General features: G+C 44.5%; 23 protein-coding genes. 9 read left to right on the forward strand and 14 right to left on the reverse strand.

What is annotated here, in order from left to right; translation table 11 throughout:
- The first annotated feature begins 23 nt into the window (after window positions 1-23).
- Together CIK90_RS08010 and CIK90_RS08015 are read left to right on the forward strand one after the other, a co-directional pair.
- Entirely contained in the window at window positions 24-620 is a 597-nt protein-coding gene (locus tag CIK90_RS08010; protein ID WP_094435739.1) for a DapH/DapD/GlmU-related protein, read from the forward strand.
- Between the two features lie 43 nt (window positions 621-663).
- Window positions 664-1,791 carry a glycosyltransferase family 1 protein gene (locus CIK90_RS08015; protein WP_094464897.1) on the forward strand — a complete coding sequence of 376 codons (1,128 nt, stop codon included), beginning with the start codon at window positions 664-666 and terminating at the stop codon, window positions 1,789-1,791.
- Window positions 1,792-1,808: 17 nt separating this feature from the next.
- Here CIK90_RS08015 and CIK90_RS08020 read toward each other — a convergent pair whose 3' ends face one another.
- The 3 genes from CIK90_RS08020 to aspS form a co-directional block, all read right to left on the reverse strand.
- On the reverse strand, window positions 1,809-2,153 hold the full coding sequence (locus tag CIK90_RS08020; protein WP_094390673.1) for a hypothetical protein: 345 nt from the start codon (window positions 2,151-2,153) through the stop codon (window positions 1,809-1,811).
- 65 nt (window positions 2,154-2,218) lie between these two features.
- A complete protein-coding gene (locus CIK90_RS08025; protein WP_094390674.1) occupies window positions 2,219-2,518 on the reverse strand; it encodes a winged helix-turn-helix domain-containing protein in 300 nt (99 codons plus the stop codon).
- Between the two features lie 113 nt (window positions 2,519-2,631).
- The gene (gene aspS / locus CIK90_RS08030; RefSeq protein WP_094464866.1) at window positions 2,632-4,392 is read right to left on the reverse strand and encodes an aspartate--tRNA ligase; all 1,761 of its coding nucleotides are present in this window, start codon (window positions 4,390-4,392) and stop codon (window positions 2,632-2,634) included.
- Window positions 4,393-4,946: 554 nt separating this feature from the next.
- On the opposite strand from aspS, the gene CIK90_RS08035 reads away from it, so the two are divergent.
- Window positions 4,947-5,330, forward strand: coding sequence for a DUF1573 domain-containing protein (locus CIK90_RS08035; RefSeq protein ID WP_094435741.1), 384 nt, complete (start codon window positions 4,947-4,949; stop codon window positions 5,328-5,330).
- A 291-nt stretch (window positions 5,331-5,621) separates the two neighbouring features.
- On the opposite strand, the gene CIK90_RS08040 is transcribed toward CIK90_RS08035, so the two are convergent.
- Complete coding sequence (locus CIK90_RS08040; RefSeq protein WP_371595989.1) at window positions 5,622-6,920, reverse strand: DUF3078 domain-containing protein; 1,299 nt, start codon at window positions 6,918-6,920, stop codon at window positions 5,622-5,624.
- Window positions 6,921-7,250: 330 nt separating this feature from the next.
- Here CIK90_RS08040 and CIK90_RS08045 point away from each other — a divergent pair, with 330 nt between their 5' ends.
- From CIK90_RS08045 to CIK90_RS08065, 5 genes are read left to right on the forward strand one after another with little or no spacing between them, the layout of a single operon-like run.
- Window positions 7,251-8,855 (forward strand): CTP synthase, encoded by a 1,605-nt coding sequence (locus CIK90_RS08045; protein ID WP_094464868.1) that lies wholly within the window; start codon window positions 7,251-7,253, stop codon window positions 8,853-8,855.
- Between the two features lie 24 nt (window positions 8,856-8,879).
- Window positions 8,880-10,760, forward strand: coding sequence for a membrane protein insertase YidC (yidC, locus tag CIK90_RS08050; protein WP_094464870.1), 1,881 nt, complete (start codon window positions 8,880-8,882; stop codon window positions 10,758-10,760).
- A 16-nt stretch (window positions 10,761-10,776) separates the two neighbouring features.
- Window positions 10,777-12,240 carry a DUF1846 domain-containing protein gene (locus tag CIK90_RS08055; RefSeq protein WP_094390679.1) on the forward strand — a complete coding sequence of 488 codons (1,464 nt, stop codon included), beginning with the start codon at window positions 10,777-10,779 and terminating at the stop codon, window positions 12,238-12,240.
- Between the two features lie 16 nt (window positions 12,241-12,256).
- Window positions 12,257-14,422, forward strand: a complete 2,166-nt coding sequence (locus tag CIK90_RS08060) for a S9 family peptidase (RefSeq protein WP_094464872.1) — start codon at window positions 12,257-12,259, stop codon at window positions 14,420-14,422.
- Between the two features lie 45 nt (window positions 14,423-14,467).
- Window positions 14,468-16,087: an MFS transporter gene (locus tag CIK90_RS08065; protein ID WP_094390681.1), complete on the forward strand. Its 1,620-nt coding sequence runs from the start codon at window positions 14,468-14,470 to the stop codon at window positions 16,085-16,087.
- A gap of 268 nt (window positions 16,088-16,355) precedes the next feature.
- On the opposite strand, the gene CIK90_RS08070 is transcribed toward CIK90_RS08065, so the two are convergent.
- The 10 genes from CIK90_RS08070 to CIK90_RS08115 form a co-directional block, all read right to left on the reverse strand.
- Complete coding sequence (locus CIK90_RS08070) at window positions 16,356-16,730, reverse strand: hypothetical protein (protein WP_094464874.1); 375 nt, start codon at window positions 16,728-16,730, stop codon at window positions 16,356-16,358.
- Between the two features lies 1 nt (window position 16,731).
- Window positions 16,732-17,241 (reverse strand): hypothetical protein, encoded by a 510-nt coding sequence (locus CIK90_RS08075; RefSeq protein ID WP_254046307.1) that lies wholly within the window; start codon window positions 17,239-17,241, stop codon window positions 16,732-16,734.
- Window positions 17,242-17,362: 121 nt separating this feature from the next.
- Window positions 17,363-17,668, reverse strand: coding sequence for a cell division protein ZapA (gene zapA / locus CIK90_RS08080; protein WP_094464878.1), 306 nt, complete (start codon window positions 17,666-17,668; stop codon window positions 17,363-17,365).
- Between the two features lie 99 nt (window positions 17,669-17,767).
- Complete coding sequence (locus tag CIK90_RS08085; RefSeq protein WP_094464880.1) at window positions 17,768-18,280, reverse strand: phospholipase D-like domain-containing protein; 513 nt, start codon at window positions 18,278-18,280, stop codon at window positions 17,768-17,770.
- 57 nt (window positions 18,281-18,337) lie between these two features.
- Entirely contained in the window at window positions 18,338-19,126 is a 789-nt protein-coding gene (locus CIK90_RS08090; RefSeq protein WP_094464882.1) for a uracil-DNA glycosylase family protein, read from the reverse strand.
- 57 nt (window positions 19,127-19,183) lie between these two features.
- Entirely contained in the window at window positions 19,184-20,374 is a 1,191-nt protein-coding gene (locus tag CIK90_RS08095) for a PD-(D/E)XK nuclease family protein (protein WP_094447498.1), read from the reverse strand.
- A 19-nt stretch (window positions 20,375-20,393) separates the two neighbouring features.
- A complete protein-coding gene (locus tag CIK90_RS08100) occupies window positions 20,394-20,885 on the reverse strand; it encodes a 3'-5' exonuclease (RefSeq protein WP_094464884.1) in 492 nt (163 codons plus the stop codon).
- The gene (locus CIK90_RS08105; RefSeq protein ID WP_094464886.1) at window positions 20,886-21,824 is read right to left on the reverse strand and encodes a YafY family protein; all 939 of its coding nucleotides are present in this window, start codon (window positions 21,822-21,824) and stop codon (window positions 20,886-20,888) included.
- Between the two features lie 93 nt (window positions 21,825-21,917).
- Complete coding sequence (locus tag CIK90_RS08110) at window positions 21,918-22,970, reverse strand: nucleotidyl transferase AbiEii/AbiGii toxin family protein (protein ID WP_094464888.1); 1,053 nt, start codon at window positions 22,968-22,970, stop codon at window positions 21,918-21,920.
- Entirely contained in the window at window positions 22,967-23,566 is a 600-nt protein-coding gene (locus CIK90_RS08115) for a DUF6088 family protein (protein WP_094464889.1), read from the reverse strand. Before CIK90_RS08115 ends, CIK90_RS08110 begins: the two co-directional genes overlap by 4 nt.
- A 716-nt stretch (window positions 23,567-24,282) precedes the next feature.
- On the opposite strand from CIK90_RS08115, the gene CIK90_RS08125 reads away from it, so the two are divergent.
- Window positions 24,283-25,434 (forward strand): caspase family protein, encoded by a 1,152-nt coding sequence (locus tag CIK90_RS08125; protein WP_094464893.1) that lies wholly within the window; start codon window positions 24,283-24,285, stop codon window positions 25,432-25,434.
- Window positions 25,435-25,503: the final 69 nt, after the last annotated feature.

Genomic DNA, 25,503 nt, shown 5'->3' on the forward strand with positions numbered 1-25,503 from the left:
CTTTTAGTAGTACCTTTACCGCCATGAAAGACAAAGAAACGATGCGAGAACGGCTGAAAGCAAGTCCACGATTGAAACATCTGTTGGACTGTATCATCATGAACCAACGAGATGCACGCCCCCGATGGTACATCAGAATACTGGCGCCTCTCTATCAACATCGTGGTCGCAGTTCGAAGATATACAGTAGTGTGAGGATGGACACCCCACCCTACCGAAAGTTTTCGCTTGGCAAGAATAGTGTGATAGAATCGTTCTGCTGTATCAACAATGCTGTAGGCGACGTCAGTATTGGTAATCACACGCGCATCGGGCTTCATTGCACAGTAATCGGCCCTGTAGCAATCGGCAATCATGTCAATCTGGCACAAGGCATCACCGTAACTGCGCTCAACCATAATTTCGCAGACACCAATCTACGTATTGATGCGCAAGGTATCAGCACACAACCTATTATTATCGGCGATGACGTATGGATTGGCGCCAATGCCGTCATCCTCCCTGGTGTTTCCATCGGTTGCCATTCGGTTGTTGCAGCAGGTGCTGTGGTCAGCAAAGATGTGCCCGACCATTGCGTCGTGGCTGGTGTTCCAGCAAGAATTATCAAGAGACTGGACTAAATAATATTTGAGAACTATTTCCCCATATAAGGACTGTGAGATGATGAGAATTGGTATTGAAGCGCAACGCATATTCCGCAAGAACAAACACGGCATGGATTTCGTGGTTCTTCAAGAGATTAAAGAACTGCAAAAGATGGATACCCCACATGAGTATTTTGTCTTTGTCAAACCTAGCGTTGATCGCTGTATAGAGAGTTCTGAACATGTTCACATCATCGAAGTCAATTGTCCGTCCTATCCGCTTTGGGAACAATGGGCTTTACCACGTGCCGCAAGAAAAGCAGGTGTAGATATTTTGCATTGCACAAGCAATACGGCACCTATCTGGTGCGACATTCCATTGGTGCTGACGCTGCACGACATCATCTTTCTGGAGCCACGCGACAAAAAGAATAAATCGCTCTATCAAAACCTGGGTTATTTCTACCGCCGATGGAATGTGCCTCGCATTCTGAAGAAATGTCGCCGCATCATTACGGTATCTGATTTTGAATTAGGCAATATCAAACAGAAACTTCAACTGCCCGACAGCCAGTTGAAGATGATTTATAACGGTTACAACGAGTGGTTTCGTCCTATAGAAAGTGACAAACAACAATACAGAAAATATATTGCCGATGCTGGCTATTTCTTCTTCCTTGGCAATACCGATCCGAAAAAGAATACGGAACGCACGCTTGTGGCTTATGCCAAATATCTGGAACTATCAGAAGTGAAACGTCCTTTGCTTATGGCTGATCTTGACCAAGAATATCTCAATGGCATCATCGAGCGCAACGGCATAGAGGCTATCCGTGACCACATCGTGATACCTGGATACATTATCAATAGCGATTTACCTTATATCTACAATAATGCCTTTGCATTTCTCTACACATCATTGCGTGAGAGTTTCGGCATTCCTTTGCTTGAAGCCATGGCTTGTGGCACACCTGTTATCACATCAAACAAATCTTCCATGCCTGAAATAGCTGGTCATGACGCCATTCTTATTAACCCTGAAAGTAGTGATGAGATTGCGTTGAAGATGTTGCAACTGGAACGTGATACAGACTTCTACCAACGACAGAAGGCTGTAGGACTGGAGAGAGCCAAACTCTTCTCATGGCGCAAGACGACAGAAAACCTGCTTCGTCTTTATGAAGAGGTGTATAAGGAAATAAAATAAGTATGTTTGATTGGTCGCTAATCAAATAGACTAAGCGAAAGATCTTGCTGTTGAGGTTTCTCATCTTCGGCTTCCTCGATGTTTTCATGCTCTTGAAATTCGAGCATGAGTTGTCGGGCATCTGCCGAACCTTTGGTATTGAGACGATAATAACCTCTGCGTTCTGTTCTCTCTATGAGCGACAAAGACGATCGTGAATTGCGTAAGAGATACTGTTGTACATAGGTGCGTATTTCCTCAAAGTCGGGAGATACAAAAAACGACACATTCATATTAAAGACGTGTCTTGCTATGGTTTGAACCGAAATGCCGCGCTCGCCAGCTTCAGTCAATATATGTAGAATCTGTTGGTCGTATGTCATTTGTTAGGAAAGAAAAGGCCGATAAGCGAAAAACTTACCGGCCTCTTCTATAGTTTCATATTGGATTATGCCAATGTGATTTTGTCTTCAGCCGAAACGAGCTTACCCTCTTTGAAGAGCCATCCCAGACCGAGGAGAGTTTCCTCTTCGCTGATTTTAGCAGCTTTGGCAATTTCCTTAACGGTCAGAGCCTTTTCTGCAGCAGCGAGTGCCTGATATACATCACCAGCCTTGAAGCCGATATTCTCTGCATTGACTACTACTTCAGCAACCTTCTTGGCTGCGGGTTTCTTTACGGTTGCCTTTTTAGGCTCAGCAACTTTAGCAGTTGCAGTTGCCTTCTTTGTTGTTTTTTTCTCTGTCATAGTTACGTTAAATAATACACTATTCAATATCTTTCCCTAACATTCCGTTGCAAATTTAGGTAAAATCTTATAATATATTAACGTATTAACATGAAATTTACACTTTTACCGCTTTATTCTTGACGTAGGTCAATAGACAGGTTAAGTTCTTCTAACTGTTTGGCATCAAGCTCACCAGGTGCGTCGAGCATCATATCGCGTCCGCTATTATTCTTTGGGAAAGCGATGCAGTCGCGGATGGAATCGAGTCCTGCCATAATGCTTACGAAGCGGTCGAGACCGAAGGCAAGTCCTGCATGAGGGGGTGCGCCATACTTGAAGGCATTGATGAGGAAGCCAAACTGTGCCATTGCCTTTTCGGGTGTGAAGCCCAAAATCTGGAACATTTTCTCCTGAAGTTTACCATCATGGATACGGAGTGAACCTCCACCGACTTCGATGCCGTTGCAGACAAAGTCGTAGGCCACCGCACGCACACGTTCTGGATGTTCATCAAGCAAGGGGATGTCGTCTGGATTAGGCAATGTGAATGGGTGGTGAGTTGCCATGAGGCGCTGTTCTTCATCGCTCCATTCAAAGAGTGGGAAATCGACAATCCACAGACACTCAAACTTGTTTTTATCGCGCAGCCCGAGGCGGTCGCCCATCTCCAAGCGTAGTGTACAGAGTTGTACGCGAGTCTTATTGGCATTGTCACCACTGAGGATGAGTACGAGGTCGCCATCTTTTGCACCTGTCTTTTCTTTGAGCTGTGCCCATACTTCAGGAGTATAGAACTTGTCTATGCTGCTCTTGACAGTACCGTCGGCATTGTATTTCACATAAACCAATCCCTTGGCGCCTACCTGTGGACGTTTCACAAATTCGGTCAGTTGGTCGAGTTGTTTGCGGGTATAGTCAGCGCAACCTGGCACAACAATACCGCCGATATATTCTGCCTCGTTGAATACTGAGAATGAACCAGTTCCTTTGAGCACATCCATCATCTCGACAAATTCCATGCCGAAGCGCAAATCGGGTTTATCGGAACCGAAACGACGCATAGCATCATGCCATGTCATGCGTTGCATCTTAGGAATCTCTACGCCGCGAATTTCTTTAAAGAGATGGCGTGCGAGATCTTCGAATATCTGAAGTACGTCTTCCTGGTCGGCAAACGACATTTCGCAGTCTATCTGTGTGAACTCTGGCTGACGGTCAGCGCGCAAGTCTTCATCGCGGAAACACTTGGCAATCTGAAAATAGCGATCGAATCCACTCACCATCAAGAGCTGTTTCAAGGTCTGTGGACTCTGTGGCAAAGCATAGAACTGACCGGGATTCATACGGCTGGGCACCACGAAGTCACGTGCGCCTTCAGGAGTACTTCCAATAAGTATTGGAGTCTCAACCTCTATAAAGTTCTGATTGTCGAGGAAGTTACGAATCAAGATGGTCATACGGTGACGCAGTTCAAGATTCTTTCTCACAACAGCACGGCGCAGGTCGAGATATCTGTATTTCATGCGGATATCATCTCCACCGTCAGTATTATCTTCAATAGTGAATGGCGGTGTAAGGCTCTCGCTCAACACGTTGAGTTGTTTGGCAAGAATTTCAATATCGCCAGTAGGCATTTTAGCATTCTTCGATTGGCGCTCGCTGACTTTACCCGTCACCTGTATGCACCATTCGCGTCCCATGCGGTTGGCCTGTTCGCAGAGTGCGGCATCAGCCGACTCATCGAATACCAACTGTGTGATTCCGTAGCGGTCGCGCAGGTCAACGAATGTCATACCGCCCATCTTACGTGTTCTTTGTACCCATCCGGCAAGTGTCACTTCGCTGCCGGCATCAGTGAGTCTAAGCTCACCGCAAGTTTTTGTTCTGTACATTATCTTACGTTTTTTATTCTTTCTTTTAGTTTGCAAAGGTACGAATAAGTGAGCGAAATGCAAAAGGAAAACCCGTTTTTCTTTTCATTTCCGAACGAGAGTACCTAAGATGCGTAGCATCAAAGGTACGAATAAGTGAGCGAAATGCAAAAGGAAAACCCGTTTTTCTTTTCATTTCCGAACGAGAGTACCTAAGATGCGTAGCATCAAAGGTACGAATAAGTGAGCAGAATACAAAAAGAAAAAAGCAATTTACTTTTTTATTCTCGAACGCAAGTACCTAAGCGACTATGGCGCAGAGGTACGAATTTGTCTCTTTCAAACTACCTATTGGCTACTACAAAGGCCATTTATACCTTATTCTTTCGGGATGCGTTCGGGATGTGTTCGGGATGTGTTCGGGATGCAATCATCAGTACAAACAGATAGAATTTGATAGTTACTCACCTGAAAGACATCAGTTAAAAATACAAAAAAACTATCTGTTTTTTGCATATGTATCAAGAAAAAGCCATACTTTTGTATCGTTTTTAAGAACAAAGAAAGGAAAGAACATGAAAAAAATGATACTTATGGCCTTGATGCTCGTATGCGGAATGGCCACGATGATGGCTCAGAAACCTGCTGAAATCAAGTTTGAGAAACTCACCCACAACTTTGGCACTTTCTCTGAAAAGAATCCAAAAGTGACTTGCACCTTCTCCTACACCAACGTAGGCGAGAAACCACTTGTCATCAATCAGGCTATTGCCTCATGTGGCTGTACCGTTCCTGAATACACCAAGACTCCCATTCAGCCCGGTGGAAAAGGTACGATCAAGGTGACATACAATGGCGAAGGAAAATTCCCTGGACACTTCAAAAAGACCATCACTATCCGCACAAATGGTGCTATAGAGATGACTCGTCTTTATATTGAAGGTGACATGACAGAATAATACCTATTAAGAAATTATAATATGAAACCGGTCTGTTTGCATCAAGTAAACAGACCGGTTTTTTATTTGAGACATAGCTGAGACCCAACACCTCACAAATCCATCTCTCAAACGCTACATTATTTCAATCACGACGCTACCTTATCTTGAGAGCATCATTCCAATATCCGTCACACCACGAAACAGACTTCGAAAGACAAAGCAAAAGACATACCGAAGTAATGGTCTGCATACAAAGACTCCCCGACAAATTACTGTCGAGGAGTCTTTGTATGGGTATCGAATGCAGAATCAGAACGAATAGTTCAGACCCAACGAGCAATATTCCTGGAATTGAAAATAGCCAAGTTTGTCGTCGCGCTTGCCAGAATCGTCGAAGCGAGGATAAAGGAAAAGGTTGGCTGAGATATACTTGCTCACCTGAAACCGGAATTGGTTTTCCCATTCCATCAATCCACGATGATAAGAGGTATAATAGTAAAGACGACTCTTCCACGTCACTTGGTCGGTAATCGTCCACTTCACATCACCAGTAAACTGCGAACCGAAGTCCTCCTTAGTATGGTGACCACCAAGTTTATAACGGTCCAACAAAGTATTGCGTGCTACATAGCGGAAGTTGAACGAGAGGGGCGAGAAGTTGAGCGAACCTGTCAATTTTCCATTAAGCGCCTTCAGCTTATATTCCATACCGACACCAAGGTTGAGATCGAAAGGCGACATGAAGTCGGAATAGGTAAACTCATCGTTGGATTTCAGTCCTCTAGCAAACTGCGTATAAGCCAGCAACTGCAAGGTATAATACCATTTTTTCGATGCTTGCAGTCCGAGTTTACTGGTCAGACGAAGCAGGTCGTTGTTGGCTTTAAACTTATGCAACGTATCAGAGCGAGAGGTTTGGAAACCTAATTTCATCTCCAACTTGTTTGAAAAAGTTATCTTATCCTTGTCGTTATAGTTCATCTCAAGGGTAACAGCTCCTACTGCCGAGTAGTTGCTCTCACCACCTTTATGCCAGTTGTCCGACACATAGTTTTGCAGGAATTGCAGATAGCCTTCGCCTTTAAACTTCCAGAAGTTAGGCTTCGTAACTACCAGTCCGATGGGCACAGCCTCTGGTTCTTCTGGCTGCAACTCAACTTTTCGTGTAAGATCTACCTTCTGCTTCACTTCCTTGTTGACATCCTCTCGTAGCGTTCCAGCTTTCTTCAAACGTGTCTCGTTATTCTTCACCAAGTCTGGACGCTTCATATAGAGTTGGAGCATAGCTTTGTCAACAGCCTCTGCTACTTCGTCACCTTTCTCTCCATCAAGCGAAAACTGACGCTTCACACCTGAGTGATAGAATGTTGTAGGAGCAAAAAGGCGATAATAGCGCCCATCGGTCGATTCGCTATGCAGGCTATCGTTCACTCGCCGCACTTCTTCAAGCTGTTGCTTGAGTAATGCCAACGAGTCGGCATATTGCTTCACAATCAAAGCGGTATCGGCACTTGCCCTACCACTTTTAGTCAATCTGCGCTGGGCCATAGACTGTGTGGCAGTCAGCAGAGTAAACAATAGAAGTAACAGATACTTGTATTTCATCATTATCAAATATTTCGGATGCAAAGATACGAAATAAATCTCAAATCATATCCTAATACCCATATTTATTTCGCCATACCGATGTTGCACACCCATAGATAGCGTTATAGATGTATCGGGAATAAGCATGGATAGTTTGACACTTGCGTTCAAAAATGAAAGAAAAACAAAATATCCTTTAGCATTTCGCTCACTTATTCGTACCTCTGCGACGTTGTCGCTTAGGTACTAGCGTTCGAGAATACAAAAGAAAAGAAAAGTTTTCTTTTGTATTCTGCTCACTTATTCGTACCTTTGCACCTTGTATTAATAATTATACTTATATTATTACATATGACACACACAAAATACATTTTCGTCACGGGTGGCGTAGTATCGTCACTGGGAAAGGGCATTATCTCTTCATCAATAGGAAAGCTTTTACAAGCCCGTGGCTACAACATCACTATTCAAAAGTTTGACCCATACATCAACATCGATCCGGGCACGCTGAATCCCTATGAACACGGAGAATGCTATGTTACGGTAGATGGTATGGAAACCGACCTCGACCTCGGACACTACGAACGGTTCACAGGCATTCAGACTACCAAGGCCAACTCGCTGACAACAGGACGAATCTACAAAGCTGTCATCGACAAAGAGCGCCACGGAGACTATCTGGGAAAAACCATTCAGGTGGTACCACACATCACCGACGAGATTAAGAGAAACGTCAAACTGCTGGGAGAAAAGTACCACTACGATTTCGTCATCACAGAAATTGGCGGAACCATCGGCGACATCGAGAGTGCTCCATTCATGGAAGCCATCCGACAGCTGAGGTGGGAATTGGGAAAGAATGCCATCAACGTGCACTTGACCTACGTACCCTATCTGAGAGCAGCAGGGGAACTCAAAACCAAGCCAACCCAGCATTCTGTAAAAGAACTACAGAGCGTGGGCATACAGCCCGACATCCTCGTGCTCCGCACAGAGAAACATCTGAGCGATGAGATACGCCATAAAGTGGCTGCCTTCTGTAACGTCGATTACGACTGCGTCATACAGAGCGAAGACCTACCCAGCATCTATGAAGTGCCGGTCAACATGCAAAACCAAGGCATCGACACCGCCATTCTTCGCAAGATGAACATGGAGGTCGGTCCCACTCCAGAACTCGGACCATGGAAAAGTTTCCTCGACCGACGCAACAAAGCCACAAAAGAAGTACACATCGGACTAGTGGGAAAATACGACTTGCAGGATGCATACAAGAGCATTCGCGAAAGTCTCTCGCAAGCGGGAGTATATAACGACCACAAGACTGTGCTGACATTCATCAACTCGGAAGACATTACAGAAGATAATGTGGCACAAAAACTGGCAGGTCAAGACGGTATCGTCATCTGTCCGGGATTCGGCCACCGCGGCATAGAGGGCAAAATCATAGCCGCCCACTACACCCGCACACACGATATCCCCACCTTCGGCATCTGCCTCGGCATGCAGATGATGGTCATCGAATTTGCACGCAACGTGTTAGGCTATACTGATGCCAACAGCAAGGAAATGGACGAAAAGACACCACACAACGTGATTGACATCATGGAAGAACAGAAAGACATCACCAACATGGGCGGAACCATGCGACTCGGTGCATTCGACTGCATCCTGCGTCAAGGATCACACGTCTTCAACATCTATCAGAAAGAACACATACAGGAGCGCCACCGCCACCGCTATGAGTTCAATAGTGACTATATCAAGGAATATGAGCAAAAAGGCATGCAATGTGTAGGCCGAAACCCAGAAAGCAATCTCGTGGAGATAGTAGAAATACCAGAGCTCAAATGGTACATCGGAACACAGTTCCACCCAGAATACCAATCGACCGTGCTCCATCCACATCCGCTCTTCCTTGATTTCATAAAAACAGCAATAATAAATAAAAAATAATCAGAAAGAACAAAACAACAAGAAATGAACAAGAACACCATCATCGGTTTCATCCTCATCGCAGTCGTGCTGATAGGGTTCAGTTGGTACAACAGTCCCTCGCAAGAGCAGATCGAAGCCGCACGTCAACAAGACTCCATCGCCAATGCACTCCAGGACAAGGCTAAAAAGGCCGCTGCCCAAGAAACTATCAACAAAAAGCAACAGGAGAAGGCGCTGGCTGCCGACACTACGGCACTCTTCTACCCTGCCCTTAACGGCAAATCAAAACAGGTTACTCTGAAAAACAACAAACTCGAACTGACACTCGACACCAAAGGTGGCGTAGTGCGCAAGGCTCGCATTCTCGGTTTCAAAGACCTCAATGGCGCTAAAGACCTCACACTCTTCGATGCCAAGGACCAAAACCTCAACTTCCTGTTTGCAGGCAAAGAGGACAACATCGTAACTGCCGACCTCTACTTCGTTCCATCAGAACAAACTGACTCGACCGTCACCATGACAGCCACAGCCAGCAATGGCGGACAGCTCATCATGAAATACAGACTCGGCAACGACTACATGCTCCACTTCTCACTTCAAGCTCAAGGACTGGCAAAAGCCTTCGCACCTACCTATAAGGAGATGGAGATTGAATGGACTGACCATTGCCGCCAGCACGAGAAGGGACACTCCTTTGAGAATCGCTACACCTCTATCTTCTATAAAGAGAGCAAAGGTAGCACCGACAATCTCTCCGAGTCGGGTGATAAGTCAAAAACCATTGAGGAAGAACTCGACTGGGTGGCTTTCCGCAACCAGTTCTTCAGCGTTGCTTTCATTTCTAAAGACAACTTCTCGGCTAATGCTGCACTCTCCAGCATCTCACAGGAGAAAGGCACCAACTATCTGAAACAGTTTGAGGCAAAACTCAAGACTGCATTCGATCCAACAGGTGTCAAGGTCTCTGAGTTTGAAATGTATATTGGTCCCAACAATTTCCGCCTCATACAGAGTGTAGAAGCACAAAGCCAGTTTGGCAAAGACCTCGACCTCGAACAGCTCGTCAACCTCGGATGGACACTCTTCCGCTGGATCAACCGTTGGTTCACGCTCTATGTCTTCGACTTCCTGGCAAGCCTCGGCTTCAGTATGGGTGTCGTGCTTATTCTCATCACCATCATCCTCAAGGTTATTACCTATCCTATGGTAAAGAAGAGCTACATGTCATCTGCCAAGATGCGCGTGCTCAAACCCAAACTCGAAGAGGCTACCAAGCAGTATGACAAGCCGGAAGACCAGATGAAGAAACAACAGGAGATGATGTCGCTCTACTCCAAATATGGTGTAAGCCCAATGGGTGGATGTCTCCCCATGATTATCCAAATGCCAATCTGGATTGCCATGTTCTGGTTTGTTCCAAATGCCATTCAACTGCGTGGACAGAGCTTCCTCTGGATGGACGATCTCTCTACCTACGACCCCATTTTTGAATGGGGCACCAATATCTGGGGTATCGGCGACCACCTCTCACTCACCTGTATTCTCTTCTGTGCCGCACAGCTCATCTACACATGGATTTCTATGCGCCAACAGCGTGACCAGATGGTTGGACAGCAGGCAGAGCAGATGAAGATGATGCAATGGATGATGTACATCATGCCGCTCATGTTCTTCTTTATCTTCAACGACTACTCCAGCGGTCTTAACTTCTATTACTTCATCTCGCTGTTCTTCTCTGCCAGCATCATGTGGCTGCTCCGCAAAACCACTAACGACGAGAAACTCCTCGCCATACTGGAAGCCAACTATCAGGCCAACAAGAACAATCCTAAGAAACAAAGTGGACTGGCTGCACGTCTGGAAGCACTACAAAAGCAACAGGAAGAACTGCAACGCCAGCGCAACAATCTCCACAAGAAATAACAAGATCGCTAATATCATGACAATAGGTTTCGACAACGATAAATACCTCAAAATACAGTCAGAACACATTCGCGAGCGTATCGCCAAGTTCGATGGTAAACTCTACCTCGAACTCGGCGGTAAGCTGTTCGACGACCATCATGCCTCACGAGTTTTGCCTGGCTTCAAGCCCGACAGCAAACTCCGCATGTTTGGACAACTGCGCGATAGTTTGGAAATAGTCATCGTCATCAGCGCTGATGACATTGAGAAAAACAAGGTGCGTGCCGACCTCGGCATTACCTACGATGAAGATGTGCTCCGACTGCGCGACGAATTTATGAGCCGCGACTTCATGGTCGGCTCAGTAGTTATCACCCACTACGACGGACAGCGTGCTGCAGATGCCTTCCGCCATCGCTTGGAACGTCTCGGCATCAAATCCTACGTACACTATCTCATCGATGGTTATCCACATGATGTGGCACTCATCGCCTCGGACGAAGGATTCGGCAAAAACGATTTCGTAGAGACTGAACGCCCACTCGTCATCGTCACAGCTCCTGGACCCGGAAGCGGTAAGATGGCGGTATGCCTCAGCCAACTCTATGGCGAGAACAAACGTGGTGTTCATGCCGGATATGCTAAGTTTGAAACATTCCCTGTATGGAATCTGCCGCTGAAACATCCTGTCAACATCGCCTACGAGGCTGCTACCGCCGACCTCAACGATGTCAACATGATCGACCCCTTCCACATGGAAGCCTACGGCAAAGTGGCTATCAACTACAATCGCGACATAGAAATATTCCCTGTGCTCAATGCGCTCTTCGAAGGAATCTATGGCGAGAACCCCTACAAATCACCCACAGACATGGGTGTCAATATGGTAGGTTTCTGCATTTCCGACGACGAAGTGTGCTGTCAAGCATCAAAGGATGAAATCATACGTCGCTACTATGCTGCCACCAACAAACTGGCTGATGGTGCCGACAATGAAAACGAGGTAAACAAAATCCTGATGCTCTTCAATCAGGCTAAGATTACCACAGCCACCCGCAAAACTACCGTGGCTGCTGCTAAATACAAAGCAGAAACAGGACACACCTCAGCAGCCATCGAACTCCATGACGGTACGATCATCACCGCCAAGTCGAGTCCGTTGCTCGGATGTTGCGCCGCACTAATCCTCAATGCCACTAAATATCTGGCTGGCATCAACCACGAGGTGAAACTCATCCCACAAAGCATGATAGAACCCATTCAAAAGACTAAGACCGAATTTCTCGGAGCAAGAAACCCACGTCTGCACACCGATGAGGTACTCGTGGCGCTCTCCGTACTTTCGGAAAACGATGAGAACTGTCGCCGCGCATTAGAGCAATTGCCACAGTTGCGCGACTGTCAAGTTCACAGCACCGTCATGCTCAGCGAAGTAGATCGAAAGATTTTCAAGAAACTGGGATGCGGACTGACATGCGATCCTATCAAGAAAAAATAGCTAAGAATTGTAATCTATGAACAAACTAATTACACTTGTCGCCACCGCTCTGCTCATCATAGGCGCTGGGACAGCAAAAGCACAAGACAACGTGAACATTGGAAAAAGCAACATCAAGCTCAACAGCCGGATGATGACTCCCGAAGCTCTTTGGGCCATGGGACGCATTGGCGGTGTGGCTGCATCACCCAACGGCAGTCAGGTGGTCTATCAAGTAGGCTACTACAGCGTGAAGCAAAACAAAGGCCATCAGGTCATCTGCATCATGAATGCCGACGGTAGCCAGCAACGCCAGCTCACCACCAGCAGCAAGAGCGAGACAGATCCCGTATGGCTTAATGCCGAAACCATTGCGTTCAACTGTGGCGGAGAAATCTGGACCATGAAAGCCGACGGTAGCGATCGCCAACAACTGACTAAGACTGGGGGCAAGGTAGAAGGCTTCAAATTCTCACCCGACGGAACGAAAGTCATCCTCATACAGTCGATTCCTTTCCACGAAATCATCAAGAAGAATCCCGACGACCTGCCTTTGGCTACAGGACGCCGCGTTACCGACTTGATGTACCGCCATTGGGATCATTACGTAGAGAGCATCCAGCATCCTTTCTTAGCAGAAGTGACTTCTGAAGGAGTTGGACAGGGTATAGATATTCTTGAAGGCGAACCTTTCGAATGTCCTATGGAACCATTCGGTGGTATTGAACAGTTGGCATGGAGTCCCGATTCGAAGACCATTGCCTATACTTGCCGCAAGAAAATCGGCATGGAATATGCTACTTCGACCGACTCTGATATCTTCCTTTATAATATAGGTACGCGCGAGACACGCAACCTCTGCAAACCTGCCGACTGGAAACAGCCTGCAACCGACATGACCCACACCCGTACGGATCAAGCTGTCAATGCAGACCCTAATGCCAATACTGGCTACGACCAGAATCCTATGTTCTCGCCAGACGGTAAATATATTGCTTGGCTGTCGATGCCTCGCGATGGCTATGAGTCTGACCTTAACCGCATCTGTGTCTATTCGCTCGAAACCGGCACCAAGCAGTACGTTGCCCACAACTCAGATATCGATGCCTTCTGCTGGGCTCCTGCAAAAGACAAAACTGCCATGCTCTATTTCATCAGCGTATGGCATGGTTGCAAGAACATGTATCGTGTAGATCGCAAAGGCGTGGTAAGTCAGCTGACCGACCACTGGTCTGACTGGACTTCGCTCCAACTGGCCAACGACGGTAAGCGCATCCTCGCTACTCGCCAGAGCATTTCCGCTCCAACAGATATCTATATGGTTACTCCCGGCAAGAACATCGAGAAGACTCAGGTTACCCAGATCAGTCAGGAGAACAAGCAGATTCTCGACCAACTCACCTTCGGTAAGGTGCAACAGCGTTGGGTAAAGACCACCGATAATAAAGAGATGCTCGTATGGGTTATCTTGCCTGCCAACTATGAGGAAGGTAAGAAATATCCCACCCTGCTATTCTGCGAAGGCGGTCCACAGAGTCCCGTATCACAGTTCTGGAGCTATCGCTGGAATTTCCAGATCATGGCTGCCAACGGCTATGTAGTCATCGCACCCAACCGTCGTGGTCTCCCCGGCTTTGGTCAGGAGTGGAAAGAAGAGATTTCTGGCGACTGGACCGGCCAATGCATGGATGACTATCTGTCTGCCATCGATGATGCCGCAAAGAATCTGCCTTTCGTTGACAAAGACCGCTTGGGTTGCGTTGGTGCTTCATTTGGCGGTTTCAGCGTATATTATCTCGCTGGTCACCACAACAAGCGCTTCAAGGCGTTTATCTCACACGATGGTGCTTTCAACCTCGAATCCATGTACACCGACACCGAAGAAGTATTCTTCAGCAATCAGGAGTACGACGATGCTTATTGGAAGAAAGACCGTACCGCTCGTGCCGACAAGACTTATAAGAACTCTCCCCACTTGTTCGTAGATCAATGGGATACCCCCATCCTCTGCATCCATGGCGAGAAAGACTACCGCATTGTTTATAACCAAGGTATGGGTGCCTTCAATGCCGCACGTCTGCGTGGCGTTCCTGCCGAACTGCTCATCTTCCCCGATGAGAACCACTGGGTATTGAAGCCCCAGAACGGCATTCTGTGGCAGCGCACCTTCTTTGGCTGGCTCGACCGTTGGTTGAAGAAATAATCCGTTGTCCACTCACTCTGCAACAAACAATTATCTAATAAACAAATGACACAAGAAATTCAAAAAACACTGAGAGATTCTGCCGCCATGCGCTGGACAGCCCTTCTGTTGCTTGCCCTCGCCATGTTCTGCAGCTATATCTTTATGGATATTCTCTCGCCCATCAAAGACCTCATGCAGGAGTATCGCGGATGGGACTCTACCGCCTTCGGTACCATGCAGGGTTCGGAGGTATTCCTCAACGTATTCGTATTTTTCCTCATCTTTGCAGGTATCATCCTCGACAAGATGGGTGTGCGATTCACCGCTGTACTTTCAGCAGCCGTTATGTTGACTGGTGCTATTGTCAAGTGGTACGCTGTGACCGACTATTTCACAGGCAGCAGTCTGGAAGTATGGTTTAATAACAACCTCAACTACATTCCTGTATTCGACGAATTGGGCGTTTCGCCTTTCTATGAGGGAATGCCCGCCTCAGCCAAGTTTGCCGCCTGCGGCTTTATGATCTTCGGCTGTGGTTGCGAAATGGCAGGAATCACCGTGAGCCGCGGTATTGTGAAATGGTTTAAGGGACGCGAAATGGCACTGGCTATGGGTTCTGAGATGGCATTGGCACGTTTGGGTGTTGCCACCTGTATGATTTTCTCTCCCTTCTTTGCCAAGCTCGGTGGTAATATCAGCGTTAGCCGTAGCGTTGCCTTCGGCGTAGTACTGATGTGTATTGCCCTCATCATGACCATCGTTTATTTCTTCATGGATAAGAAACTCGACAGTCAGACTGGTGAGGCTGAAGAGAAAGACGATCCATTCAAAATTAGCGATCTGGGGCAGATTCTCACGTCAAGCGGTTTCTGGCTCGTTGCCCTGTTGTGTGTGCTCTACTATTCAGCTATCTTCCCCTTCCAGAAGTATGCGGTAAACATGCTGCAGTGTAACCTCACCCTCGTTGAACCTTCACAGGATTCGTTTTGGGCAAGTTCTTCTGTAACCATCGTACAGTATGTTATCATGCTCATCGTAGCTGCTGCAGGTTTTGCCAGCAATTTCCAAAAGGTAAAGAGGAACCAGTTTATCCTGCTCGCCTTTTCAATTATCTCGCTCATAACCTATTGTTACATGGGTTACATGCGTCAGTCGGCAGAGAGTATCTTCGCTGTATTCCCACTGTTGGCAGTACTCATCACCCCAATCCTCGGCAGTTATGTTGACCACAAGGGTAAGGCAGCTTCTATGTTGATACTCGGTTCGGTATTGCTTATCGCTTGCCACCTGACCTTTGCCTTCATTCTGCCTTTGTTCAAGGATAGCGCTGTGGGTGGTATCATCATTGCCTACGCTACCATTCTGGTATTGGGAAGTTCGTTCTCGCTGGTTCCTGCTTCATTGTGGCCCAGTGTGCCCAAACTGGTTGATGCTAAGGTTATCGGTTCTGCCTATGCGTTGATCTTCTGGATTCAGAACATCGGTTTGTGGCTGTTCCCCTTGCTCATCGGTAAGGTGCTCGACAAGTCTAATCCGGGTGTTACCGATCCTACAAAGTTCGACTACACCGCTCCCCTCATCATGTTGGCAAGTCTTGGCGTTGCAGCCCTGTTGCTCGGTTTCGTGCTGAAGGCTGTTGACAAGAAAAAAGGTCTGGGACTGGAAGAACCCAACATCAAGTAATTGCAATTGATAACTCAATGCAACATACCCATTCGGGGACTCACCATGAGGTTGAGTCCCCGAATTTCGTTTATCTCAATGTGATATTATTCCATTTCATAGTAATCATTACATAAGAGCATGAACTTCGCTTTATGACGCAATTATATTTACACGCGTAAAGCGTTACAATATTACAGTATTACAGATTTCAAAAAGCTAAAACAATGGTTTTAGAGTGTATTTTTTCGATTTTTGGCCTATAAACAGCAGAAAAATTCGTTTTCTATTATTGTAATAACACAATTGCTCGAAGTTCTTGAGTAGATTGAGTCGCCATTCCCCACTTAATCCTCAATTCACCTGGTACAGATTCAATCCAGTCACTAAATGGCTTTAGTTCCTCCATCAGTAAAGGGCGGTCTTCTGGGAAGAATAAAAATATCAGAGCATGACTGAATGGCTCATACTTCTTGGTGTTTACGATTATCAGATCCATCAGCAATTCCATCCTTTTCTTCATTGATGCATCTACAGAAGCATTATAAGCATGGATTTCACCTCCTTCCTGAAACAAGTCTCTCACATCGTTAGCATCTATTTTGACGATACTATTGCGCGAGTCAAGCACCTCTCTAATTAACGATTCATCATTTGTATTCATTCTATTTGTGGATTTCAATGTTGATTTCTGTCTCAAACTCACGCACATAGACGAAGTCTGTAATTGCGAACTCCATGTGTTCATAGAGGTTGTGGAAGGCACTTGTAAGGTGCAAATCCTTAGTGAGTTCTCTGTCGAGTCCTTCATTCCAATTATTATAACCATCATCCATTCCAATGAAGCTTTCAAATGATTCGTCATTGCGAGGAAGGGAGAGACTTGTCAGCGAAACACCATCGTCATATAATTTGTTCCAACCAGCATCACAGATGGCATTCCACAAATCTTGCCTATCATCACCTTGGACGGGATGAAGTTTCGGATAGTCGTAACTAAGATAGCATTTTGCCTCGATCTCGGCACCCTTGAAATCCTCATTGTCTTTGATGCTGTTCCAGATACGATGTGCCCTGTCATATAGTTCCCGCAGAGCGTCAGTCATGGCATCATTGAATGCGATGATGTCTGGGAGTATTTCTTCCTGATTGGCAAGAACCCTTTCGTTTATCATATCCTTTCGTAAGGACAACAAACAGTCACAATCTGGATAATCACATGGGGATTTGTCGTACTTCCAAAGAATTTCATGCTCAATGCATTGAATGTCGTAATCGTTAATGTCAATCATATTGCTACTTGTTTTTGATTATATTATTGATTCGTCTCCAAAATTTATTAAATCCAAGAACACGTTCCTTTTCTGTTGATGTAACAGCGATGTCAAGTAACGTCATTAACAATATTTCCATATAGCTCTTTTGTGGAACATATTGCTGTCGAACATATATGTCCATATATGCTTCTATTTTTTGGCTGACATTCTCAGCAGCTTTAATATAACGTTGTTCCTCATTTTCTGGAACATACACATCAATATCCCATTCATATATATGGATTTTTAAATGTTTCTTTTCTTTATTCTTGAATAATTTTCTCATATTGCACTGTGTGATGTTTAATTCTGAGTGCAAAGAAAACCAAGACCTCCGCCAACTGGTGGCAGAGGTCTTGGAAAAATGCTGTTATTAACAAAAAAACTATGCTATTGGGTCTGGACAGAACTCTCTACGCTTGCAGGTCTTACAGAATTTACCCATCCATACTTCATCAAACTGGTTCATAGCTTGTTCGACAATTACTGGTTCATCTGTAAGGATGCCAGCTTCAAAGTTTCTTTTATTATCCGTCTTCATACCGATACCAGCACCAGTAAGGTTTGCACTACCGATATATACTTCTTTTCCGTCAAAGACAAGCATCTTGAAATGAACACGAGGACAGAGAACTCGCTCCAAGCGGTCGTAAAGAACAGGGTACTTGTCAAAGTCCTCCCGAAAGTTTGGGCCAGGTTCTCTGGCATGTACAAGTCTTACCTCCACGCCACGCCGAATAAGTTGGGCAATGAGAGCCAGAAACGGCTTCTTTTCTTTACCCACCTCCACATAGAGGTCTTTGATGTCAGCAGTACCAATCCAAAGCATGTGCTTCACGGATTGCACCCGTGAAAGAACCTCTTTATAGTGGGAAGTGTCGGAGATATAGGTGAGCATTAGCTATTTTTTCTATTATGGTGTATTTTACTGTATTCCTTCAAATTGCCATAGTTACTATTGTTTCATTTTTAATTGATATTCTAAAAACTCTCTATAATGATACATAACACCACTATCATAGAAGTCGCGGGAAGTTTTTCTATCGCTCGGATGATATGAAAAGAATATCAGTGTACCTGTCGATGTATGTAAACGCATTTCTTGGTGCCCTTCAATGGTTATGAGTTCCTCTTGTGGATATAATTTGTTGATAGCAAAGTCATATATAGGTCCTCCTGCACATACTATCATTGTCGGTGACAGTATTTCTATTTCACGTATGAGCAAATCCCCATAGTCAGCAAGATGTTGCTTAAGTTTTTTGTCTTCGAGTTTTCCTCCACCTGGTTGTTTTTTACATTCAACAATTGCGAAAGGTTGGGTGTTGAAAAAATCTTTTACTTCGTCAAAATGCTTTATGACCTCATCATACCACCAGGGGTTGTCTTTGTCGGCCTTTGACAATCCCCAAAGGAGATATGCGAGATTTCTAATAAAACGAGGAGATAAATTTCTATTAGCCTCCTTTATCTTCAGTTGGCTTTCGGTCTTGTCATTTACTGTATCTATCAACCACTCACGGATGTCTTCATCCCACTTCTCCATTCCTTGTTGATTCTGATCTTTCAACAAAAACAAGACACGCTTGGATGAAGAAAACCAAAAGTCCTCATTTTGCTCATTGGGTAAACTGTTATACATCAGTCCATCCCTCGTGAAATGGGACGTATTGTCATTCGCCTTCATTTTGGATTCCCACTCTGCAAAAAGGACATTTAACTCATGTTCAATACTCCTGTTCATTGACAATAAGTATTTTCATTCAAAACGAAACGTACAAGCATTATTCGGTAAATACTGCTACGGCAATAGACCTTTTTCTTTTGCAGCATGGTAAAGTGAAGTGAACCTTTCAACTCCTTTTTGAGTAGTATACCATGCTATAAACTCTTTGTTATCCGCTTGGAACTTATTGATTCCTGCTCCTGTGATTAACGTCTCAACACATTTGTACAATTCGGGATTATCATCCTTTTTATATGTAGTGTATTGAAATCCCCAGTACGGTAGATGATTAGCAGAATCGTAGCCATCCCATACCCCTAACCACACTTTGTTATTGAGTTGTACACCAAAAGAATGATCGTCTTGTGAGAGTTTTATGCAGAGTTGCTCTTCTATCTGTCGTTGCCACTCTCTCATCATCTTATGTGACAGTTCTTTTCTCAGTTCTATTTTGAGACTATCTATAGAACTGAGAAGTTCCTGTGTTTTGTTGTACTGACTGTCAAGAGCTGACAGTTGTTCTTCCAACGTACTGTTGTCCACTTTGAGTTCCTTTAACAGAAAATCTTTAATTTCGTTGTTCATGTCTATATCTAATGAAGTTGTGTGAAATTTATTCTCTAAAAAATCTATATACTGGTCTAATGCGCTGACGATATGTGGCTCATTGTTAACCGATATACTGCGAAGCCAATCTGTGACATCATATTTATATGACAGGACTTTATAGTGATCCTCACCCAATTCTTCAAAAACGTTGTTTTCATTATTTTCGTCACAGAGAGAATACTCTGAGGGCGGATTATTATTAGTGGGATTCAAATATAGCACATATATCTGAGATAGGTCGTAGCTATACTTGTCTATGGCAATTTCGTGTACGTATCTGTATACTTGACAGTTTTGCTCTTCTGCTGCATTTACTTTGTTCTCCACTATAACAAAGATATCATCACCTTTGAGGGCAACGTCAACTCTATCAGTTTCTGCTGTGACCTCCATATAGTCATGGCTTAGTCCAAGAAGATGTTCCATAAATGAATTCTGAATAGCTGGATGCCTGAGCATGTCTGCAAGTACAAGGCTATGTCCTGTTTCCTTAAATCTTCCGTGACATGCCGCCTCTATGACATTGAGATGAAACGGGCGACGAGACAAATGTCTTGCAATTATATCAGATACTTGACAGCCACATTTGATTCCCATTTTCATGCCATCAAGTTTATACTGAAATATATTATTGCTAAGTTGTAGTGTTTTAATCATTTTCTATAATGAATAATAGTTATAATATTTCTCTTGCTATCCAAGCACAGGCTTCTGCATCGGCAAGTGCGTGATGATGGTTATCTAACATATAACCACAGGCGGCAGCTACAGTTTGAAGTTGGTGATTTTCTAAATCAGGGAGCACTCGTCGTGAAACACAAAGAGTGTCGTAAAACTCGTAATCTGGGTAGTCCATCTGATATACACGGAATACAGCCTTCAGACACCCTTCGTCAAAAGGTTTATTATGAGCGACAAGCGGTAAACCCTCTATTAGAGGTACTATTTGTGCCCATACTTTCGGGAATACTGGTGCATCCTCAGTATCATCCTGGCAGAGTCCATGCACCTGAGAACACCAATAGTTATAATAGTTCGGCTCTGGCTGGATGAGAGAATAGAACGTATCTACAATCTCACCATTTCGTACAATGACGATACCAACAGAACAAACAGAGCTACGCTCATTGTTAGCCGTTTCAAAATCTATTGCTGCAAAGTCTTTCATTTATTTGTCCTCCTTGTATTTGTTCCACATTCTCTTTATCTTCCCCGCAATCTCCTTACGGAGCCAGATAGGTTCGAGCACTTCCATATCCTCGCCGCTCCAAAGCAATTCCTTCTGGAAGTCAAACTCAGGACGGAGATTAAAGGTGAAGATGCTGTATTCCTCGTTGCGCTCTATCTCTTCCTGCGACTCGTGCATCTTCAGGTCACGGATGTAGTTGGCCTGTCCTGCTGATACTTTTAACTTAACAGGTTGGATTTTGACAGACTGTTCTGCAATGATTCCAAAGCAGCCGTCAAAGAAATCCTCTGCCGTCCAGTTCTTTGGCATTTCAAAAGTCTCGTCTGTTGCATGAAGATATTTGATACGATCAAGGGAATAGATACGTGGCCCTTTCTCATAATAATAGGAATAAGTGCTACGAGCCACCATGTACCAACGCTGCCGGAACAGTTTTACACAATACGGCTGAACATCGAAGTTGTTCTCCTCGTCCTTCCAATAACTGTGATAGGTCATGTTTAGCACACGATTTTCCTTCATAGCTTCGATGATGGGCTGAAGGTAATCCTGCCCCGATGGAACATACTCCAAGATGATACGATCTTTGATGCTCTGGCTATTCGCTAAAGCATTGCTGACACAGAATGTGTTGTAAAGCCAGGAACGGAGTCCGTTCTTGCTAATATCCTCTTCATTCTCGATGTAGTAACGGTACTCGCCACGCCCTTCATTGGCGATGTTGATGCCAAACATATCCCAGATGACATAACGCCAGTTGTCGAAGGTACGTTTGGGGATATCCACACCTCTGCTAATGTCATCGCGAAGCCATAGCTCGTTCAGTTCTTTGAATGAAATCTTCCGTCTGCGATATATGGTTTCTATCACCCAGACGTATTTGGTAATCAGGCTTTGCCCTCTATCGTTATTAATCATTTTAAATTGTTTTTCTGCAAAATTATACTGGGGTGCGCCAAACTGTGGCAGAGGTTGGAGAAAAAGTAGATTTTGTTAAAAATTCATCTACATTCAACCTTTAGGGACATCTAAAGCTCGGAATTGTTCTTGAAGGTTCGTTATCTTTTCCATCAACTCGCCGAAAGTCAGAGGTTGCCCATAAATGAAGCTCTCCTTCATTTCGTTATAGTCAGCTTCGTAAGAGGACATCAGTTCGTCACTTGGTACAATCTGAATAGTGGCAGGTAGCTCTTTGTCGTAATCCACATAACCAACATGATAGAACTTGCGACGATGTTCCACAATCTCATGATAGAGCACCAAATCATTAAGAGCCATTTCTGCGTATGGGGTTTGCATCAGTCTCTCCAAGTCGTAGAAGTGACGTGTCATTCTATGCGTTCTCGGTTCGTCCTTCTGGAACTCTTCACACAAGAGGAAAGCTTTTTCCAAGAAAGTCCTGGCGGGACTGACAGTGCGGATTGTCTGGACAAGGTCGGAATCCACATCTTCATCCTTGAAGGTCTGTTCTATAAGTGATGAAATTCTTCTCATCTCGTAAGGCTCGGACATTGACAACACGCTAATCTCTACTTTAACCGTTGGTATTGCGTATGCGACTTGGCTATCGTAGAGTGAAGGATATTGAACATAAAGAACAGATGGGTCTTTATCGTGTGGTACCTTTCTTGTCTCGCCATTTTCATTGGTTATGTTATTGTCTGTTAGAACTGTTACGTCAAGTCCCAAATCAGCCAGTTTTTTCATCAACTCGTCCTTAAACTCACCAAACAGAAAGTCTTGCCCTTTCTCTCGAAGATTATGGATTTGTGTATTACTGGTACAGCTCGCACAAGAGAGTTGCTTGACGTTCATGAAATAGTCACGGCTCAACGCCAAGTCTATATCTTCACTGAATCGGTTGATGATGTCCCAGCCTTTACTCAGGCTTGTACCGCCTTTGAACAACAGATACTCAGATACGCTAGTGTGAAACAGCGCATACAATACTGCTGTTACCCACCAGTCCTTCTCAGCAGCAGCTTCATCAATTTGTCTTGCCTCAACTACACCTTGTATCATCGCCTTTCGCTCGTCGAGCGAGAAATCTATCCATTTACTCATTGCTTTATTCCTTTCTTTATAATTTGTCGCATCCATACAGGAGCCAACAATAAATCATATTCTATGGTGTCAGTCTCAGGAGTTTCTGAGAACAATTGTCCAATCCTCGCTTCAACATCCTGAGTGATGTTATGCTCACCAATGTTGCGTAATGCCTGTACCAGTTCTGGCATCAAACGTCCTCGGAATGCAAAGTTCTTAGGTGCCCCATGCTTCAGAGTCACTGTTCGATTCCCTAATTTCAATTTTCGCCCAGACCCAGTAGTCAGAAAAATAGTATTCATGGGTACTTGCGTTGAGAATCCTAAGCGATTAGCGGCTATGGCTCCAGTTGGTATAACTTTTGCCTTATCTCGTTTAGCAATTTCTTTCACTAATTCGTAAGCCGAAGGGTAAAGGATGCCAAAACGTGTCTTGCGTGGCTTGACATACACACCCTTGGCTATACGGGTAACCAATCCTTCTTTCTCAAATATGGCGAGTAACTTTGTGACATACTCAACATCATACTGAGGAAAAGAAGAAACAAAGAATATCTCGCCGAATTTACTGCGAGTAATCTTCTTTCTAATCTGCTGTACTACTGCATTCTCCATTGATTTTGTATATAAATTATGGTCGGAATGATAACAAATATTTCCGACCACAAAGATATAAAATTTCTTTCATACAACAATACTTTAAGTGTTGAAATTAAGTTTCATTGGCAAATTATAGTGTTTTTCTTGTTGTGCAGATGGCATTCCTATATAAATAATGTGTCGTTTTTTACATTAGGTGGCAATATAGCCAGAAAAGACGACTTCAAGAATAAAATGCCATGACTTAATCAAATCATGGCACACTTGTATGCTATTTGTGGTTCAAAAAAGTTACAAACGTTAAATATTCGTCTTTTTCTCAATCTTTAGAATCTAGGTTATCACTTTTCTACCGCTTAGTGCATAAACCATTAATATAAAACACTTTACAAATACGATGACTATTTTACATTATCACATTACTTTCCATTATTATTAGCGCCCCACACTTACCATTGCTAAATGTACGTATCACATCCCATGTAACTCCGTTAGAAGTCCCACGTAAGTCCCAATAATCATACAAGCAAGATAGGAGACTGATGGGAGCCACCACGGTCGTACAAATGGAACACTAATTACGTGGTCACATTTGCATGTTGAAATAGTAATCATCACCATAAAGATAAGACTTTAGCCTTGTACCACACATTTTTTGAGTATAATGTTCTTTGTTTCAGAGAAAAACGTGTAAATTTGTAAGCATGAATTAATTAAAAAAACCTATCCTTATGAAACAAAGGTATTATAGATTTGGAATATTGACCTGTCTGCTGCTTTTCCTACTGACGGGCAATATAGTTGCGCAAACCAATGAAGAGAATCAACAGACCTACACCAAGCTGATGAAACAGAAAAATTATGGCGATGCTATCAGGCTGATGGATAAGGTTCTGAAGGACAAGGAAAGTAAAACTGCAGAGAACTACTACAAACGGACTGCCGCATACGCTGCCATAGAATCTTATGTAGAGGCTGTGGCTGACTGCACTTCGTCGCTCATGCTCGACGACACCAATACAGAGGTATATTTTCTGCGTGGCAAATGCAAGTATCTTTTCGGTGATGTAACCTATCAAGACGATTTACTCAAAGGCGGTGAACAAGGTCAGAAGTATTTGGCAAAACTCGGAGCTAAGAAGCCAAAGGCTGAGCCGCAGCAAAACTACTATGCCCAGCAAACTCCCAGTCCAAAACAGGACATGACAGATGTGGATCAGAACATTCCTATGGTAGCTGCCAACAGCAACAAACACACGTTTGTGGTTATTGTGGCAAATGAGAAATATATGGAGAATAACATCTCTGCTGTCAACTATGCCGAAAACGATGGCAGGATATTCCGCCAATACTGCATCAGGACCTTGGGCATTCCTGAAGAAAACATCCACATGAAACTCAATGCCACCAAAAACCAGATGCGTGCAGAAATGAAATGGGCACAAAATATCAGCAAGGCTTTCGGACAGAAGGCCAATATCATCTTCTATTATTCTGGTCACGGAATGCCTGATGAGGTAAGCCGCAAAGCCTATCTGTTGCCTGCCGACGGTATAGCAAACGATCCTGAGAGTGCTTACCCCCTATCCACACTCTATGAACAACTGGCAGGACTGCAGACCAATGCCGTAATGGTATTCCTCGATGCTTGTTTCAGCGGAGCACAACGCAACGGTGGCATGCTCACCAGCACCAAGGGTGTGAGCATCAAGCCCAAAGCCGAACAGGTCAGCGGTAAGGTAGCCGTATTGAGTGCCACAAAAGAAGACCAGACCGCCTATCCCTACAACGAGAAGCGCCACGGTCTGTTTACCTATTTCTTACTCCTAAAATCCGCAACTATCATCCAATACACGATTAAGGGTAGATTTATGAGTCGTTAGTAGCAGCTTTCAGTAAAAAGCAACAGCACAACATCAATATGTAGCCACCATCCCCTTACCCCACGATGC

The organism is Prevotella sp. P5-126, from assembly GCF_002251185.1.
Lineage (GTDB): Bacteria > Bacteroidota > Bacteroidia > Bacteroidales > Bacteroidaceae > Prevotella.

Excerpts from the sequence above, each read along its gene's own strand:
- CIK90_RS08040 (WP_371595989.1), bottom strand. The coding sequence starts at position 6,920 with ATGATGAAATACAAGTATCTGTTACTTCTATTGTTTACTCTGCTGACT.
- CIK90_RS08045 (WP_094464868.1), top strand. The coding sequence starts at position 7,251 with ATGACACACACAAAATACATTTTCGTCACGGGTGGCGTAGTATCGTCA.
- CIK90_RS08015 (WP_094464897.1), top strand. The coding sequence starts at position 664 with ATGAGAATTGGTATTGAAGCGCAACGCATATTCCGCAAGAACAAACAC.
- CIK90_RS08065 (WP_094390681.1), top strand. The coding sequence starts at position 14,468 with ATGACACAAGAAATTCAAAAAACACTGAGAGATTCTGCCGCCATGCGC.
- CIK90_RS08115 (WP_094464889.1), bottom strand. The coding sequence starts at position 23,566 with ATGGAGAATGCAGTAGTACAGCAGATTAGAAAGAAGATTACTCGCAGT.
- CIK90_RS08125 (WP_094464893.1), top strand. The coding sequence starts at position 24,283 with ATGAAACAAAGGTATTATAGATTTGGAATATTGACCTGTCTGCTGCTT.
- CIK90_RS08100 (WP_094464884.1), bottom strand. The coding sequence starts at position 20,885 with ATGAAAGACTTTGCAGCAATAGATTTTGAAACGGCTAACAATGAGCGT.
- aspS (WP_094464866.1), bottom strand. The coding sequence starts at position 4,392 with ATGTACAGAACAAAAACTTGCGGTGAGCTTAGACTCACTGATGCCGGC.
- CIK90_RS08090 (WP_094464882.1), bottom strand. The coding sequence starts at position 19,126 with ATGAACAGGAGTATTGAACATGAGTTAAATGTCCTTTTTGCAGAGTGG.
- CIK90_RS08085 (WP_094464880.1), bottom strand. The coding sequence starts at position 18,280 with ATGCTCACCTATATCTCCGACACTTCCCACTATAAAGAGGTTCTTTCA.
- CIK90_RS08070 (WP_094464874.1), bottom strand. The coding sequence starts at position 16,730 with ATGAATACAAATGATGAATCGTTAATTAGAGAGGTGCTTGACTCGCGC.
- yidC (WP_094464870.1), top strand. The coding sequence starts at position 8,880 with ATGAACAAGAACACCATCATCGGTTTCATCCTCATCGCAGTCGTGCTG.
- CIK90_RS08110 (WP_094464888.1), bottom strand. The coding sequence starts at position 22,970 with ATGAGTAAATGGATAGATTTCTCGCTCGACGAGCGAAAGGCGATGATA.
- zapA (WP_094464878.1), bottom strand. The coding sequence starts at position 17,668 with ATGAGAAAATTATTCAAGAATAAAGAAAAGAAACATTTAAAAATCCAT.
- CIK90_RS08105 (WP_094464886.1), bottom strand. The coding sequence starts at position 21,824 with ATGATTAATAACGATAGAGGGCAAAGCCTGATTACCAAATACGTCTGG.
- CIK90_RS08025 (WP_094390674.1), bottom strand. The coding sequence starts at position 2,518 with ATGACAGAGAAAAAAACAACAAAGAAGGCAACTGCAACTGCTAAAGTT.
- CIK90_RS08075 (WP_254046307.1), bottom strand. The coding sequence starts at position 17,241 with ATGATAAACGAAAGGGTTCTTGCCAATCAGGAAGAAATACTCCCAGAC.
- CIK90_RS08095 (WP_094447498.1), bottom strand. The coding sequence starts at position 20,374 with ATGATTAAAACACTACAACTTAGCAATAATATATTTCAGTATAAACTT.
- CIK90_RS08055 (WP_094390679.1), top strand. The coding sequence starts at position 10,777 with ATGACAATAGGTTTCGACAACGATAAATACCTCAAAATACAGTCAGAA.
- CIK90_RS08010 (WP_094435739.1), top strand. The coding sequence starts at position 24 with ATGAAAGACAAAGAAACGATGCGAGAACGGCTGAAAGCAAGTCCACGA.
- CIK90_RS08035 (WP_094435741.1), top strand. The coding sequence starts at position 4,947 with ATGAAAAAAATGATACTTATGGCCTTGATGCTCGTATGCGGAATGGCC.
- CIK90_RS08060 (WP_094464872.1), top strand. The coding sequence starts at position 12,257 with ATGAACAAACTAATTACACTTGTCGCCACCGCTCTGCTCATCATAGGC.
- CIK90_RS08020 (WP_094390673.1), bottom strand. The coding sequence starts at position 2,153 with ATGACATACGACCAACAGATTCTACATATATTGACTGAAGCTGGCGAG.